11 protein-coding genes are annotated in these 15,862 nt (G+C 72.5%); 4 read left to right on the top strand and 7 right to left on the bottom strand.

Annotated elements, in window-relative coordinates:
- Positions 1-793: methylmalonyl-CoA mutase family protein (locus AB0C36_RS18425; protein WP_358355261.1), on the top strand; the 793-nt coding region annotated here is incomplete at its 5' end.
- 101 nt (positions 794-894) lie between these two features.
- Positions 895-1,482, top strand: a complete 588-nt coding sequence (locus AB0C36_RS18420; protein WP_358355259.1) for a Uma2 family endonuclease — start codon at positions 895-897, stop codon at positions 1,480-1,482.
- Positions 1,483-1,552: 70 nt separating this feature from the next.
- On the opposite strand, the gene AB0C36_RS18415 is transcribed toward AB0C36_RS18420, so the two are convergent.
- Together AB0C36_RS18415 and AB0C36_RS18410 are read right to left on the bottom strand one after the other, a co-directional pair.
- The gene (locus AB0C36_RS18415; RefSeq protein ID WP_358355257.1) at positions 1,553-3,721 is read right to left on the bottom strand and encodes a lectin-like domain-containing protein; all 2,169 of its coding nucleotides are present in this window, start codon (positions 3,719-3,721) and stop codon (positions 1,553-1,555) included.
- Positions 3,722-3,904: 183 nt separating this feature from the next.
- A complete protein-coding gene (locus AB0C36_RS18410) occupies positions 3,905-5,104 on the bottom strand; it encodes an MFS transporter (protein WP_358355256.1) in 1,200 nt (399 codons plus the stop codon).
- Between the two features lie 86 nt (positions 5,105-5,190).
- On the opposite strand from AB0C36_RS18410, the gene AB0C36_RS18405 reads away from it, so the two are divergent.
- A complete protein-coding gene (locus tag AB0C36_RS18405) occupies positions 5,191-6,381 on the top strand; it encodes an ROK family transcriptional regulator (RefSeq protein WP_358355254.1) in 1,191 nt (396 codons plus the stop codon).
- Positions 6,382-6,402: 21 nt separating this feature from the next.
- On the opposite strand, the gene AB0C36_RS18400 is transcribed toward AB0C36_RS18405, so the two are convergent.
- Together AB0C36_RS18400 and guaA are read right to left on the bottom strand one after the other, a co-directional pair.
- Positions 6,403-6,912 carry a DUF1990 domain-containing protein gene (locus tag AB0C36_RS18400; protein ID WP_358355252.1) on the bottom strand — a complete coding sequence of 170 codons (510 nt, stop codon included), beginning with the start codon at positions 6,910-6,912 and terminating at the stop codon, positions 6,403-6,405.
- A gap of 131 nt (positions 6,913-7,043) precedes the next feature.
- Entirely contained in the window at positions 7,044-8,633 is a 1,590-nt protein-coding gene (gene guaA / locus AB0C36_RS18395; RefSeq protein WP_358355250.1) for a glutamine-hydrolyzing GMP synthase, read from the bottom strand.
- 345 nt (positions 8,634-8,978) lie between these two features.
- Here guaA and AB0C36_RS18390 point away from each other — a divergent pair, with 345 nt between their 5' ends.
- Complete coding sequence (locus AB0C36_RS18390) at positions 8,979-9,275, top strand: chorismate mutase (RefSeq protein ID WP_358355248.1); 297 nt, start codon at positions 8,979-8,981, stop codon at positions 9,273-9,275.
- A gap of 612 nt (positions 9,276-9,887) precedes the next feature.
- Here AB0C36_RS18390 and AB0C36_RS18385 read toward each other — a convergent pair.
- From AB0C36_RS18385 to AB0C36_RS18375, 3 genes are all read right to left on the bottom strand, one after another.
- Positions 9,888-11,462, bottom strand: coding sequence for a succinic semialdehyde dehydrogenase (locus AB0C36_RS18385; protein ID WP_358355246.1), 1,575 nt, complete (start codon positions 11,460-11,462; stop codon positions 9,888-9,890).
- A 133-nt stretch (positions 11,463-11,595) separates the two neighbouring features.
- The gene (locus tag AB0C36_RS18380) at positions 11,596-13,656 is read right to left on the bottom strand and encodes a serine/threonine-protein kinase (protein WP_358355244.1); all 2,061 of its coding nucleotides are present in this window, start codon (positions 13,654-13,656) and stop codon (positions 11,596-11,598) included.
- A gap of 260 nt (positions 13,657-13,916) precedes the next feature.
- Complete coding sequence (locus tag AB0C36_RS18375) at positions 13,917-15,740, bottom strand: serine/threonine-protein kinase (protein WP_358355242.1); 1,824 nt, start codon at positions 15,738-15,740, stop codon at positions 13,917-13,919.
- Positions 15,741-15,862 lie beyond the last annotated feature (122 nt).

The following is a 15,862-nucleotide window of genomic DNA, read 5'->3' as shown; positions in this document are numbered from 1 at the left end:
GGGAGGACCGCGCGGCAATCGGCGGGCCCGCACCCGGGTGTGGTGGTGGGCCCGGGTGCGCGACGCGAACGAGCGCAGCCAGAAGCTGAAGTACCACGTGCAGACCTCGGGCCGCTCACTGCACGCGCAGGAAATGGACTTCAACGACATCCGCACGACCCTGCAGGCGCTCATCGCCATCTACGACAACTGCAACAGCCTGCACACCAACGCCTTCGACGAGGCGGTCACCACGCCCACCGAGGAGTCGGTCCGCCGCGCCCTCGCGATCCAGCTGATCATCAACCGCGAGTGGGGCCTCGCGATGAACGAGAACCCGCTGCAGGGCTCGTACATCATCGACGAACTCACCGACCTGGTCGAGGAGGCGGTCCTCACCGAGTTCGACCGCATCAGCGAACGCGGCGGCGTGCTGGGCGCGATGGAGACCGGCTACCAGCGCGGCCGCATCCAGGACGAGTCCATGCTGTACGAGCAGCGCAAGCACGACGGCACCCTCCCCATCGTCGGCGTCAACACCTTCCGCGCCCCGCACGCCGACGACGCCCCGCCCGCCCCCGTCGCCCTCGCCCGCGCCACCGAGGCCGAGAAGGAGTCGCAGCTCGCCCGCGTCCGCGACTTCCGCACCCGGCACCGCTCCGACGCGGACGCCGCCCTCGCCGCCCTCAAGCACGCGGCCACCCACAACGAGAACGTCTTCGAAGTCCTGATGAGCGCATCCCGCGTCTGCACCCTCCAACAGATCACCGAAGCCTTCTTCGAAGTAGGCGGCGCCTACCGCCGCAACGTCTGACCCCCCAGCCGCACTGGGCCGATTGGGTGAACGTCGAACGTTCCGTCCCGTCGAGACTCCCCGGCGTAGTCTGATACCGACGTCATGACCGAGGAGGACGCATGGTTGCCACCATCGTTCAGTGCGGAATCCCCGAGCTGCTCGATCGCGTCGACGCGCCCGAGGGTTTCCGGGTCGAGTACGTCGAGGGGATGATCGTCATCACTCCGCCACCGGACGACCAGCACGAGACGATCGCGGAAAGCGTTCTGTACGCCTTCATCCGCTCCGGCCTCAACTTTGTGCGCCCCGCCGCTCGGGGGTATTGCCTGATGCGTGGGTGCACCGACATGCGCAAGGGCAATCACGTCATCCCCGACCTCACCGTGGCGTCGAGAGCCTTCACAGATGCCGAGCGCGCGGCAGCTGAACAGCACAGAAACTGGATGCCTGCCGAAGCGCTCGACCTCGTCGTGGAGGTCACCGGCAGCAACATCACGGCGGACACCAAGGGCAAGTACGCGGCGTATGCCCGCCTGAACATCCCGATCTACCTGTTGGTCAATCGCGACCAGCGCACGGCGACGGTGTTCACCGATCCCAGCGGTGATGTGCAGACGCCCGGATACGCCGTGAACCGGGTCTTCAAGTTCGGACAGCCTCTGGTGCTGCCGGAGCCGTACCCCGAGTTGGACACAGCCTCCTGGTAAGACGCACGGTTTGTCGGAATGGCGGGGTCCCGGTCGGAGACCCCGCCACTCCATTTTGTGGAGGCTCGGGTCAGGGGGTGTGGGTGATCTTCACCGTGGAGACGCGGTGTTGGTCGGTGGTCTCGCCGGTGGCGGCGGTGAAGGCGGGGACGACGCGGGCGGGGAGGGTGACCGGGGTCCGGAGGACTTCGGTGCCGTCGATGCGCACGGTCAGTACGCCGGCGGCCACCGCGACCTCGTAGTGGTGGGTGGCGCGCAGGGACGGTACGGAGGTCGTGGAGGCGGCGTACCGCATCGTGGTCCCTTGGGCCGAGGTCGCGTAGCCGACCCGGTCCGCCGATTTGTGCGTGGTGTTGTCGAAGGTGTCGAACACGACCGCGGGGCCGGTCAGTCCGCTGTAGCCGAGGCCGCCGCCTATCTCGCCGACGCGGGCGCCGGTAGCGGGGTCGAGGAAGGCGAGGGTCATACCGTCGCCGCCCTTGCCGCCGCCGATGGCCGCGTCGAACGACACCTGGAGCGCGGCGGACGGCACCGAGCCGTCGTAGTACAGGGACCCGGCGGCGAACTGCTGGTCGGCGCGGGTGAGTACGGCGGTGCCGGTCGCGGCCGTCGCGGAGCCCTGCGTACGCCAGCGTGGGTCGCCGATGTCGGGGAGTTGCAGGCGCTGTTGGCCGCCCGGCGGCGGGTTCGGGGCGGGCTGCTGCCCGGGCGCCGGGGTGCCGGCGGTCGGCGGGGCGCCCGGAGCGGGCGGTGCGGACGGGCCGGTGGCGCCGGGCGCGGTCGGGGTCGGGGCGGTGGGCGTACCAGGTGGGGGCGTCGAACCGGCCGGTGCGGAGGGTGCGGGCGAGGGGGTCGTGGGGTTGTCCGTGGGCGCGGCCGACGGGTCGGTGCCCGGGGTGCCGGTGACCAGGCCGTTCACCACGAAGGTGGTGATGGACATGCCCGGCAGGAAGGCGTCGATGCCGCCGTCGGCGATGTTGACGCTGCCGCGCTTGGTGGGGCGGTTGACGTCGGTCAGGGCGCCGGAGCTCTGCCACACGTCGACGGATCCGCGCAGCGCGCCCGCGAGTTCGATGCGCGCGGTGCCCTCCGTACCGGTGTTGACGACCACGATGTTGGTGTCGTGGTTGGACGCGTAGACCCGGACGTCCGGGTTGCTGCTGGTGGCTTCGACGACCTCGCGGCCGAAGTGCCGGATGCCGAGGGGGCTTCCGGTGAACATCTCCATGCCGACGTAGCTCGCCTTGGGAGTGCCGTTGGGGCCGAGCAGGCCCATGGCGTCGTTCTTGTCGGCGTACAGCATCGCGGTCGCTCCACGCGTCACGATGCTGCCGAACGCGTTCGCCACCCAGAGGCTGGCGAAGTGCGTGTTGTTCTGCGACTCGTCGCCCCAGTTCATGTTGAACTCGCCGACCTGGAGGCCGACTCCGGGGGCGTCACCGAGCATCGTGCGTAGTTTGTCGAGTTGTTCCGTGTAGCGGATCGAGGAGGCGACGGTCGCGTTCTCGCCGTTGCCCGCGCCGTACGCGTGGAAGTCGACGAAGCTGGCACGCTCCTGCGGGGGAGCCTGGTGGACCGCGCCGGCGACGAAGACCCGCAGCAGGCCTTCGTCGAAGTACGCGGTGGCCGGACCGCCGATCTCCAGCCCCGGTGTCCTCGCCCGCATCTGCGCGGCGATCGTCCGGAATGCCGCGGTGTACTGCTCGGCGGTCATCTTCGACTTGCTGTTCTCGTCCATCTCGTTGCCGATGACGAACCGCTTGACGTGGTGGCCGTACTGGTTGAGGTATCCGAGCACCGCGAGCGCGTCCCCACGGTCGGCGTTGACCACGACCGTGGGCTCCGCGCCGATGGCTTCGATCGCGGACAGCCACTCGTGCCCGGTGATGCCGCGGTCGCCGCCGCCGGCGCCGGAGACGATCTCGCCCCGGTCGTTCGGCGCCAGGTGGACGCGGATGCCGCCGACGCCCAGACCGCGCAGTGCGGCGATGTCACCCGGGTTCTTAACGACCGGGCCGCCGTCCACGGCGAACGTCGAGAACGTCACCCCGAAGTTCTCGGCGGGAGCCTGGCCGACCACTTTGGTGAAGTCGACAGAAAGGACGGTGTCAGGCGCCGCGTTCGCGGTGCCTTGGGTTTGCACGTAGACCGTCGCGCCCGCGCACATGGCGAGGACGAGACCCGACCCGAGCACGAGATTGCGCTTGGCGGAGAGGAGAACAGAGCCACGGATTCTCACAACAGCCGGTCCCCAGGTAGTCGTCGGCTATTCGCCGGCTACAAGTCGCCGATGCGATGGCGGGGTCAGGCTGGCACACGGGTGTTCCGGGAAAGTGAACAGGCCGCGAAGCCGCGCGTTTTGGACAGCGGACCGGCGCGCGGCGTCCGGTCTTCCACACGGCGTCAGGCCTTCCATACGGCGTCAGGCCTTCGGGGTCTCGGCGACCGGGCGGGAGGCGGACCGCAGGACGTTCGCACCGGCGATCAGGCCGAAGGCGAGCAGGGTGACGAGGCCGAACGACACCACCAGCGACGTCGCGTCGGCCACCGCGCCTATCGCGGACGGGGCGATCAGGCCCGAGGTGTAGGTGACGGTGGCGACGCCGGCAATGGCCTGGCTGGTGTTGGGCCCGCCGCTGTGCCCGGCCGCGGCGAAGGCCAGCGGGACGACGACCGCGATGCCGAGGCCCATGCACCCGAAGCCGGCCATCGCGAGCGCTGGATGCGGGGCGAAGACCACCATCAGGCCGCCGAAGGTGGCGAGGACGCCGCCGGAGCGGACCGTGCGTACCGCGCCGAACCGGTTGACGACGGCGTCGCCGGCCAGCCTGGCCACCGCCATGGTGAGGGCGAAGGCGGTGGTGGACGCGGCGGCGAGGCCCGCGGAGGTGTCGAGTTCGTCCTCCAGGTAGACCGCCGACCAGTCGAGGCTGGCGCCCTCGGCGAAGACCGCGCAGAAGCCGACCGCGCCGATGAGCCACGCCGACTTGGGCGGCAGCGCGAAGTGCGGCGGGGGGTGTTCGTCGGGGGCGGCCTCGACGTTCAGTACCCAGCGGGAGACCACGAGGCCGATTGCGGTGAGGACGACCGCCGCGACGGTGAACTGCGCGCGGGCGTCGACGTCGAGGTGCGCGGCGATGGTGCCGACGCCCGAGCCGATGAGCAGGCCGACGCTCCACATGCCGTGCAGGCTCGACATGATCGACCGGCCGAGGCGGCTCTCGGTCTCGACGCCGATCGCGTTCATGGCGACGTCGGACATGCCCGCGGTGCAGCCGTAGACGAACAGGACCGCGCACAGCGTGTACACGTTGGGGGCGAGCGCGGGCAGGGTCAGTGCCAGCGTCCACAGGGCGAGCAGTCCGCGCATCGCCTTGCGGGCGCCGAAGCGATGGGTGATGGCCCCGGCCATCGGCATCGCCATCGCGGCGCCGATGGCCGGGAAGGCCAGCGCCAGGCCGAGTTGGCCGGCGCCGACCGAGGCGTGGTCCTGGATCCAGGGAACGCGGGTCGCGAAGTTGCCGGTGACTGCGCCGTGCACACAGAACACCGCCGCGACCGCGTACCGGGCCCGCCGGAGGCTCTGCCGGTCGGTCTCGGTGTCGGCCGACACGAGGCTCATGGCGTTCCCTTTCTCCCTGACCCAGGACTCCTGCGTTAAACTATCAGGAACCCTGCCTGATAGAAATATCTGGAAGGATCCACCGCATGCCGCCCGCCTCACCCAGCACCGCCCGGGCCCTGAACGACCGGCTCGCCTTGCGGCTGCTCCAGCACGAGGGCCCGCTCACCGCGGGCCAGCTCAAGACTCTCACCGGCTTGTCCCGGCCGACCGTCGCCGACCTGGTGGAACGCCTCCAGGGCTCGGGCCTGATCCACGTCGTCGGCGAGGCCGGCGCCGAGCGGCGCGGCCCCAACGCCCGCGTGTACGGGATCGTCGCCGACCAGGCCCACCTCGCGGCGGTCGACGTACGCATGAACAGCGTCGCCGTCGTGGTCGCCGACCTGCTGGGCACCACCCTGGCCGAGGCCGCCGCCCCCATCGACGCGGCGGGCGGCATCGAGAACGCCGTCGGGCAGGCCGTCGGACTGGTCGAACGCACCGCCCGCGAGGCCGGGGCCACCCGCCTGCACAGCGTCGGCGTGGGCGCGCCCGGCCTCGTCGACCCCACGACCGGCGAACTCCGCGACTCCTCCGGCCTCCCCGCGTGGCACCGCCGCCTCGTCGTCGCCCTCCAGGAGCGCCTGCCGGCCACGGTCCTCGTGGCAAACGAGACCAACCTCGCGGCCACCGCCGAGCGCCGCTACGGCGCGGCGCGCGACCACGACACGTTCGTCCTGGTGTGGCTCAGCCTCGGCATCGGCGCGGCGGTCGTGCTGGACGGCAGCGTCCGGCGCGGCGCCTCGGGCGGCGCGGGCGAACTGGGCTTCCTGCCGGTGCCCGGCACCAACGGCCTGCCGTCGGCCGGGTCCTGCGACGGCGGCTTCCACTCACTGTGCGGCAGCCCCGCGATCATGGAACTGGGCGCCGAGCACGGCCTGTCCGTACCCGAAGGCGCCGACCTCCACGAGCCCCCGGCCGCCGCGCTCGTACGTGCGGCCGTCGCGGCAGGCACACCCGACGCCGACGCCTTCCTCGACGCCCTCGCCACCCGCCTCGCCCTCGGCGCGGCCTCCGTCGCCGCCGTCCTCGACCCCGGCTGCATCGTCCTCGGCGGCGAAACCGGCCACGCGGGCGGCCCCGACCTCGCCGCCCGGGTCCAGGACCGCCTGGCCCCGCTCTCCCCCGTCCGCACCGAGGTCCGCGCCAGCACCCTCGGCGGCGCCGCGATCCTCAGCGGCGCCCTCCTGGCCGCCCAACAGGCCGCCCAGGACGCCCTGTTCCCCTCCGGGACCTGACGCGCCGCGCCCGCTACCCCCTCACGCCACCAACCGCTGCCCGGCGCGCATGTAGCGGTTCGTCACCTGCTTCTGCATCAGCCGCGCGAACGGCGCACCGAGCTTGGACCACCATGTGCCGGGGCGGCTGAACGCGCGTACGACGAACCAGACTTCACCGTCCGCCGCCTTCTCCGCCCAGAACGCCTCCTCGCCGCGCTCCGGGTGCCCCGGGAGCGTCCCGTACGCGAAGCCCTTGCGGTCCGGCTCGTCCAGCACGGCAACCACCCGGCACGGCACCGGAATCCGCACCGGCCCCACCCGCGCCCCACAGGTGATGTCCACACCGACCGCGGCCCGATCGGCCCCCGCCCGCACCGTGAGCCCCGCCCCGCGCTGGATCTCCCAGCGCATGACGCCCTCGGCGAGCGCGGCGAAGTCCGCGTCCCCGCGCCCGACCCGCACCCGCCGCTCGACATGGTGATACCCGGCAGGCATCTCATCGGCGAGAGTCGCCCCGACCTCTGAGTACGTCAACGTGGCAGCAGTCATGAGCCCATCCTGCCGCCCCGCCATGACCCACCAGGTCAAACGGGTGATGCAGACAAGTTCCTCGGCGCACGCCACGGCAGTCGTAGTCTGACGGCGTTCGTCGCGACGGAGGAGGGCGGGCTGCTACCGGGTCACTCCCACTCGATGGTGCCCGGGGGCTTGCTCGTGACGTCGAGGGCCACGCGGTTGACCTCGCGGACCTCGTTGGTGATGCGGTTGGAGATGCGGGCGAGCAGCTCGTACGGAAGGCGCGACCAGTCGGCGGTCATGGCGTCCTCGGAGGAGACCGGGCGCAGCACGATCGGGTGGCCGTAGGTGCGGCCGTCGCCCTGCACGCCGACGGAGCGTACGTCTGCCAGCAGGACCACGGGGCACTGCCAGATCTCGCGGTCGAGCCCCGCGCGGGAGAGTTCCTCGCGGGCGATGGCGTCGGCCTCGCGCAGCGTTTCGAGGCGGTCGGCGGTCACCTCGCCGATGATGCGGATGCCCAGGCCGGGGCCGGGGAAGGGCTGGCGCCAGACGATCTCGGAGGGCAGGCCCAGCTCCTCGCCGACCGCGCGCACCTCGTCCTTGAACAGCTTGCGCAGCGGCTCGATGAGCTGGAACTGCAGGTCCTCGGGCAGGCCGCCGACGTTGTGGTGCGACTTGATGTTGGCGGTGCCGGTGCCGCCGCCGGACTCGACGACGTCCGGGTAGAGGGTGCCCTGCACGAGGAACTCGACCTGCTCGCCGTGCGCGTCGGCCTCGGCGACGACCTCGGCGGCGGCCTGTTCGAAGACGCGGATGAACTCGCGGCCGATGATCTTGCGCTTCTCCTCGGGGTCGGTCACCCCCGCGAGGGCGTTGAGGAAGCGCTCCTGGGCGTCGACGACCTTGAGGGACACGCCCGTCGAGGCGACGTAGTCGCGCTCGACCTGCTCGGCCTCGCCCTTGCGCAGCAGGCCGTGGTCGACGAAGACGCAGGTCAGCTTGTCCCCGACGGCCTTCTGGACGAGCGCTGCGGCGACCGCGGAGTCGACGCCGCCGGACAGCCCGCAGATGACGTGCTTGTCGCCGACCCGCTCGCGGATGTCCGCGACCTGCTCGTCGATGACGTTGGCCATCGTCCAGTCGGCCCGCAGGCCCGCGCCGGCGTGCAGGAAGCGCTCCAGGAGCCGCTGGCCGTGCTTCGAGTGCAGGACCTCGGGGTGGTACTGGACGCCGTACAGCTTGCGGTCGTCGTCCTCGAACGCGGCGACCGGGGCGCCGTCGGTGGTGGCGGTGACCGCGAAGCCCTCGGGGGCACGGTCGACCGAGTCGCCGTGCGACATCCACACCGACTGGGCGATCGGCTGGCCCTCGAACAGCGTCGAGCCGGTGTCGGTGACCTTGAGGTCGGTCGCGCCGAACTCGGCGAGGCCGGTCTTGGCGACGTTGCCGCCGAGTGCGCGGGCCATCGCCTGGAAGCCGTAGCAGATGCCGAAGACCGGGACGCCGGCCTCGAACAGCGCGGCGTCGACGCCGGGGGCGCCGTCCGCGTACACCGACGACGGGCCGCCGGAGAGGATGATCGCGGACGGCTTCTTCGCCAGGATCTCGTCGGCCGGCATGGTGTGCGGGACGATCTCGCTGTAGACGCGGGCCTCACGAACCCGTCGGGCGATCAGTTGCGCGTACTGGGCACCGAAGTCGACGACGAGAACGGTTTCGGTACCGGTCGCGTCCGGACTGGTCGAGGTCACGGAGGGCCTTCCGAGGAGTGCGGGGGTTGCCTCGATTCTACGGGCCCGCGACCGCCGGTCCGCCGGGGCACCGGGGACGGCGGTCCGCGGCGGGCACCGGATGCCACGAAGCGGAACGCACATCTCGACATACGGAAAGCGCCCGCGTGGTCGTCGGAGACTCGGCATACTGGCGGACATGTTCAGGACGGCAGACGTCTTTACCTATGGCCCCGGGGACCCCGGCGCCATCGCTGCTGCCTGAACGACCTCAGGCTTCATCGGCGCCCCGGGTTCTCGGAACCCGGGGCGTCTGCCGTCTCCGGGTATGCGAGCAGCCGGTACGCCTCGACCCAGGAGACCACCGTGACCCACACCCAGCCCACGAGCGCCGTCGCCCCGAACTCCCCCGCAACCGCTCCGGACCAGGTCATCGCGGACACGCGCGCCCGCATCGACGACCTCGACCGGCGCATCATCGCGCTGATCACCGAACGGGTGGCGCTGTCGCAGGAGGTGCAGCGCACCCGGATCGCGGCGGGCGGCCGCCGCGTGCAGCTCACCCGCGAGATGGACGTCATCGCCCGCTACCGCGAGGCGCTCGACAAGCCGGGTACGGAGGTCGCGATGGCGCTCCTGGAACTGTGCCGCGGCCGCATCTGAGGCGCGGGGCGGTCGGGCTGAACGCCGTGTGGGGCATCGAGTCGGGCGCGGCCGGAAAGCCGGTCCGAAGATCGGCGGGAGAGCCGAGCTGACGTCCTCTCAGAGGGCGATCCGGCAGGAGATCGGCCCGCACGTCACCCGAAAGGGGACGTTCTCCGACCCGTCGGCGTAACCTCCCCGCGCCGCCCGTCGTTGTGCCTGCTGACCAGCCCGCCCGTGCGGCGGCTCTGGTGCAGGATCGTCGGCGCGATGAGGCATGTCGTATGCGGCTGCCGTGGGACCTCGCGTCGGCGCCGTGACCGGGACGCAGGGGACAGCAAACCGGTCACGACCCCGCCGGCGGCCGGTGTCGGGGACGCCCGACATCGGCCGCCGAGCCAAGGCGGCAGCGTGCCTCGTACAGCGTGCCGAAGAAGGGCACGCGTCGCGGTTGCCGACGCGGTACGGCACGGCAGTTCGCACCGAATCATCACGCTCCGCCCGGAGATCACACACTATCTGCAATCAGGCCGGACGCGGGCGCTTCGGCACTCCGGCGCGCGACACGGGCACGCGACGCCGTCGCGAGCGCGTCCCGGCAGCGTCACCGGAACACGACGACACCGGCAGGCGTCAGCGCACGCCGAACGACTTCATGATCCGCAACGACAGCGTGAGCGACCGGGCCCACTGCTCGTCCGTCATGCCGAACGGCGCCGCGATCGGGATCACCCGCTGCGTGGCCACGGTCTGCGCCTCGGTGAACTTGGTGATGCCCTCGATGCCGTGCCGCCTGCCGAGGCCGGAGTCGCCCATTCCGCCCATGGGTGCGCCCGCGCTGCCGTAGGAGGCCGCGTACCCCTCGTTGACGTTGACGCTGCCCGCGCGCAGCCGCTGCGCGATCCGGGCGCCGCGCCGGGTGTCGCGGGTCCAGACGCTGGCGTTGAGGCCGTACGCGGTCGCATTCGCGCGTGCCACCGCGTCGTCGACGTCCGTGAACGGGTAGACCGCGACGACCGGCCCGAACGTCTCCTCCGCACACACCGCCATGCCGGGCGTGACGTCCTGCAGCACGGTCGGCTCGTAGAAGAGCGGGCCGATGTCGGGGCGCGGACGGCCGCCGGTCAGCACCTTGGCGCCGTGCTCGCGGGCGTCCTCGACGTGGCGCGTCACGTTGTCGAGCTGGCGGCGCGACACGAGGGAGCCCATGTCGGCGTCCCAGCCGTAGCCCGGCGCGAGGCGCATCGCCTCGACGCGCGCGAGGAAGCGTTCGAGGAACTGGTCCTGGATGTCGGCGTGCACGTACATGCGCTCGATCGACACGCACAGCTGGCCGGCCGACGAGAAGCACGCGCGGACGGCCCCCTCGGCGGCGCGTTCGAGGTCGGCGTCCGGCAGCACGATCATGGCGTTCTTGCCGCCGAGTTCGAGGGACGCGCCGACCAGCCGCGCGGCGGCGCGCTGCGCTACCTCGCGCCCGGTACGCGTCGAGCCGGTGAAGCACACGTAGTCCGCGCGGTCGACGACGGCCGGGCCGATGACCGGGCCGTCGCCGATGACGATCTGCCACAGGTCCTCGGGCAGGCCGCACTCGGTCAGGACGTCGAGCGCCCACAGCGCGGTCAGCGCGGTCTGGGTGTCGGGCTTCATGACGACCGCGTTGCCGGCCACCATCGCCGGGATCGCGTCGCCGATCGACAGCGCCAGCGGGTAGTTCCACGGGGAGACGAGGCCGACGACGCCCTTGGGGTGGCGTACCTCGACGGCCTTGGTCAGCACCGGCAGGGCGCCCGCGCGCCGGCGCGAACGCAGGTAGCCGCGCGCCCGGCGCCCGTAGTGGCGGCAGCAGAGGGCGACTTCGAGGACTTCCTCGAACGCGTGCTTGCGGACCTTGCCGGTCTCGGTCTGGATGATGTCGAGGATCTCGTCCTGGCGTTCCAGCAGCCGGTCGTGGAAGCGCAGGAAGACAGCGGCGCGCTCGGCGACCGGGCGCTCCGCCCAGCGCTCCTGGGCGGCGCGCGCCCGCGTGTACGCCAGCGCGACGTCCTCGTCCGTGGACTCCGGCAGCTCGGCGACGGCCGCACCGGTGAACGGCGCCCGGGTGGTGACCCTGGTCGGGACGGGACCGGCCACGACGCGCCGCAGCAGGCGGTCGACCGGGAGCCGGGGGTGGGCAGCGGGGATCGCGTCGCGGGCTGTGTCGGTCATGCGCCCAGACTAAGCCGGGCTACTTTGCGGTAACAAGGGCACGCCGACACAGCCGACGACACAGCCCGCGACGCGACCGACGACACGGCCGCGGGCAGCCGGCCGGACGCGCGGCCGAGGGTCCCGGGGCGGGTCAGCCCTCGCGGAAGTGCGTCACCACGTTGTCGAAGACCGCCTTCGCGGCCGGCCAGTCCGTTTCGAACGATGCCACGTAGATCGAGAAGTCGGTGCCCTGCGCGGTACGGATTCCCAGGTCGATGGCATGGCTGGGACGCAGGCTGCCGCCGTCCGGGTCGAACGGGTTGCCGGACCAGGTGAACTCCCACACGGCCGCTTCCCAACCGGGCACGTCGGTGGGGTAGTCGTCGAGCTGAAGGGTCTGGTACTGCTGCTTCTTCGTCGCGAAGTCGGCGTCGATCGCCCGGAAGTTGTCGAGCGGGTGCACGCCCCCGTTGTCCACGCCGATGCGCAGGAACGTCTTGCCGCGCGGGTCCTTGTAGTCGATCTGGCTGCCGCTCTGCGAGCGTTTCCAGCCGTCCGGGACGAACAGCGCGAAGCCGGCGGGGTCGCGGGTCCAGGTGTAGCCGGGGACGCGGGCGGGCGCCGCGGTGTTCGACGACGCGCCGGTGGGCGGGGTCAGCCCGGGTTGTGCCGCAGTGCCGGAGGGCGGGGTGATCCCCGGTTTTGTCGCGGTGCCGGTGGGCGGCGCGCTCGGCGCCGCGGGGTCGGTCGGCGGGAGGACGGCGGGCTGGCCCTGGCCGCCGGCCGTCGCCGAGTTGGTGCCGCCAGTGGCGGCGTTGTCCTTGCCCTTGTCGTCGCCGTTGCCGATGACGACGACCGTCACGACGACCGCCGCGATGACGGCGACGACGAGCGCGACGACGCCGAGAATCATGGGCTTGCGCGACGCCCGGGGGCCGGGCGCGCCGGACACGACGGTTCCGGGTCCGGCCCCGCCGCCGGTGCTTCCGCCGCTGCCCGCCTCGGACGGGAAGGCCGCGTATTGGGGTGAGGACCAGGACGCCTCGGGGCTGGGCGAAGTTCCGTACGGAGCCTGGGCGTTCGCGGCGTACGCGGGGGCAGCGTACGTGGGGGCCGCGTGCGTGCCTGCCGCGTGGGTCCCCGCGGCAGGGGTGCCCACCGACGGGACGTACGTCGGCGGCGCGGGCGGTCCGGGCACCCCAGGGCCGGAGCCGAAACCCGGACCGGATCCCGGAGCAGATCCCGGGCCGGAGTCGGCCCGCGAGGTCACGGTGGCGGACTCGGACGGCCCCGCGGCGGCGTGCGTACCCGATGCCGAAGGCAGGTGCGGCGGTACGGCGTTGGGGTGCGCCTGCGTCAGGTCGCCGCGGACGACGCCGCGCAGCAGGCGGTCGAGTTCCTTGTCGGTGAGGCGGTGCGCGGGGTCCTTGACCAGCAGGCCTTCGATGACCGGCAGCAGCACGCCCGCGCGGCGCGGCGGGTCGGGCTCTTCGAGGAGGATCGAGTTGAGCGTGCTGATCATGGTGGGCCGGTCGAAGGGGTTGCGGCCCTCGACGGCCATGTAGAGGACGAGTCCGAGCGACCACAGGTCGGCGGCGAGGCTGGGGCGCAGCCCCTGCGCGCGTTCCGGGGCGAGGAAGTTCGGAGAGCCGATGAGCATGCCGGTCGCGGTGAGCGTCTGTGCGCCGGTCTCGGTGGCTATGCCGAAGTCGGTGAGGACGACGCGCCCGCTCGCGGTCACGAGGATGTTGGCCGGCTTGACGTCGCGGTGCAGAACGCCCTTTTCCTGGGCGGCCAGCAGCGCGTCGAGGACCTTGAGCCCGATCTCGGCCGCCTCGACCGGCGAGAGGGTCCCGCGGTGCTTGAGGATGTCGGCGAGCGAGTCGGCGTGCACCAACTCCATGACGATCCACGGGATGCCGCCGTCCTCGACGACGTCGTGGATGGTGATGACGTTCTCGTGCGTGATGCGCGCCGCGGTGCGGGCCTCGCGGAGGGTGCGCTGCTGCTGGATCTCGCGTTCCTCGTCGTCGAGGTGGCCCGGCATGCGCAGTTCCTTGACCGCGACGTCCCGGTGCAGCATCTCGTCGACCGCGTGCCAGACGGTTCCCATGCCGCCGCGCCCGAGAACGCTCGCAAGCCGGTAGCGTCCCGCGACGAGCCGCGTCCCGCCGCCGGGTGTGGCACCTCCGGGCGCCGCCCCGTCCGCCATGGTTCGGTTCCTCCCCGCTGGTCCGGTGGCCGACCTCCCCCGTCGGTCCACCGGTGAAGTGTCATTCGCGGTCTCAGCCTAGGCCCTGCCGTCCCGCCGCCGCGGCCGGGCACGGACGGACCGCCGGTGCGGCCGCGCACGGCAGCGGCAGGCACCCGCCCATCACCTGACAAAGCCCCGCCAACGGAGCCGCGCGGCCCGGCCAACGGCAGGGCGCGGCGCCGCCGACACCCCGGCACGGCGCCGCCGACGCCCCGGCGTCAGTTGCCTCCGCCCTGGGCCGCTCCCGTCGGCGTGGGTTCGTCGGTCGGTCGGTGCGTGGTCGGGCTCGTCGTGGTCGGCTTCGTGGTCGTCGGCCTGGTGGTGGTCGTGGTCGGACGGGTCGTCGTGGTCGTCGGCGGCCGCGTCGTCGTCGGCGGGCGCGTGGTGCGCTTGGTCGTCGGCGCCGTGTACTCCGGCGTGTCCGAGTCCGTGCCGGTGTCCCCATCGGTCGGTGCGGTCGCGGTCGGCGCCTGTGTCGTCTCCGGTGCCGACGGCGACAGCCCCACCCCCGCCCCGCCCGCGGGACCGCTGTCCGTCACCCCCGGGTTGCCGGGCGGCTTGTCCTTCTGGTCGCCGAACGCCGCGGGTATCACCCAGAACGCGGTGGCGACCGCGGCCGCGACCAGGCCCGCGAGCACCGCGTACAGGCCCTTCGGCCGGCGCCGCGGCGGGTACGCCCCGCCCAGCGGCTCCGGCCGCGTCCCGCTCGGCCCGAGACCTCCGGAGCCGTGGCCGGTGCCGCTGCCCGGGCCGGTCGGCATGCCGCCGAACCCGCTTCCGGTACCGCCGCCTTCGCCGGTCCCGTGGAACCCGCCGATCGCGAACGGCGCCGGGGTGTCCGGCGAACGCGGGTGCCCCGCACCGCCGGTACGCGACTCCTCCGCCTGCCCGTGCACGCTCCCCGGCGGCCAGTCGGCCCAGCCGCCGGACTCGCGGGAGGCGGCGTAGCCGGCCGCAGCGCCCGCACCGGCACCCGCGGCGGCGCCGTACGCCGCGCCGCGCGCCTCCGGTCCGTGCCGGTACCCGGCCTGTCCCGGACCCACGGTCGGGCCGTGCGGCCCGTAGGGATCCTCGACCGTCCCCTGCGTGTCCGAACCGACCGGACCGGTCGGCGGCGCCGGGATCGGCGGCTGCATCGCGGACGCGGTGAGCGAACCCACCGCCGCCCCGGACGCCGCCGCCGTTGGGGCCTGCCCGGCACCGTGCTGCTTCCCCTTCAGCGCGGCGCCGAGCAGGAGTTCGGTGGCCTCTTCGTCGGGCCGGTCGCCCGGTTCCTTGCGGAGCAGGGCCTCGATCGCGGGCGCGAGCGGCCCCGCGTACGCCATCGGCTCCGGCTCGTCCTGGAGCACCGCGGTCAGCGTCTCGATCGCCGATCCGCGCTGGAACGGCGAACGGCCCTCCAGCGCCTGGTACAGCGTCACGCCGAGCGACCACAGGTCGGACGCCGGTCCGGGGCTGCGGCCCAGCACCCGTTCCGGGGCCAGGTATTCCGGCGAGCCGATGAGCATGCCGGTCGCCGTCAGCGTCGCGGAGCCGAGCACGGTCGCAATGCCGAAGTCGGTCAGGACGACGCGGCCGCCCTCGGCGATCAGGATGTTGCTCGGCTTGACGTCGCGGTGCAGGACGTCGGCCGCGCGCGCGGCCCGCAGTGCGGCCAGCACCTTGAGACCGATCTCCGCGGCCTCGGCCGCGCCGAGGCGTCCCTCCTGCGCGATGACGTCGTCGAGCGCCTTCGCCCGCACGAGTTCCATGACGATCCACGGCCGGCCGCCGTCCTCGACGACGTCGTAGATCGTCACCACGTTCGGGTGCACGACCCGGGCCGCGGCCCGGGCCTCACGCATCGCCCGCTCGCGCCGGACCTCCTGCTCCCCCTCGTCGAGGTCGTCCGGGATCCGCACCTCCTTGACGGCCACGTCGCGGCGCAGCAGTTCGTCGGCCGCCCGCCACACCGTGCCCATGCCCCCGCGGCCCAGCGACTCGCCGAGCCGGTACCTACCGTTCACCACGCGGCCTGCTGTTCCGCCGCTCGCCTCCGTCACGGGTCCCTCCCCATCGGACCGTGGAGCCGTCGTCCCCCCGAACGACAACGTACGGAGACACCTCCCCGTTCAAGACGCGCGCAACCGGATCCGGACCCGCCCGTGACGGAACCGGCACAGAG

This window comes from Streptodolium elevatio, assembly GCF_040649515.1.
In the GTDB taxonomy this organism is placed as follows: Bacteria; Actinomycetota; Actinomycetes; order Streptomycetales; family Streptomycetaceae; genus Yinghuangia; species Yinghuangia elevatio.
Note: the sequence above shows the minus strand (reverse complement) of the source record. Positions and strands in the feature narration are given on the sequence as shown.

Bases quoted from the DNA above. Each gene is read 5' to 3' on its own strand.
- AB0C36_RS18420 (WP_358355259.1), top strand. From the start codon at position 895: ATGGTTGCCACCATCGTTCAGTGCGGAATCCCCGAGCTGCTCGATCGC.
- AB0C36_RS18380 (WP_358355244.1), bottom strand. From the start codon at position 13,656: ATGGCGGACGGGGCGGCGCCCGGAGGTGCCACACCCGGCGGCGGGACG.
- AB0C36_RS18385 (WP_358355246.1), bottom strand. From the start codon at position 11,462: ATGACCGACACAGCCCGCGACGCGATCCCCGCTGCCCACCCCCGGCTC.
- AB0C36_RS18410 (WP_358355256.1), bottom strand. From the start codon at position 5,104: ATGAGCCTCGTGTCGGCCGACACCGAGACCGACCGGCAGAGCCTCCGG.
- AB0C36_RS18405 (WP_358355254.1), top strand. From the start codon at position 5,191: ATGCCGCCCGCCTCACCCAGCACCGCCCGGGCCCTGAACGACCGGCTC.
- AB0C36_RS18400 (WP_358355252.1), bottom strand. From the start codon at position 6,912: ATGACTGCTGCCACGTTGACGTACTCAGAGGTCGGGGCGACTCTCGCC.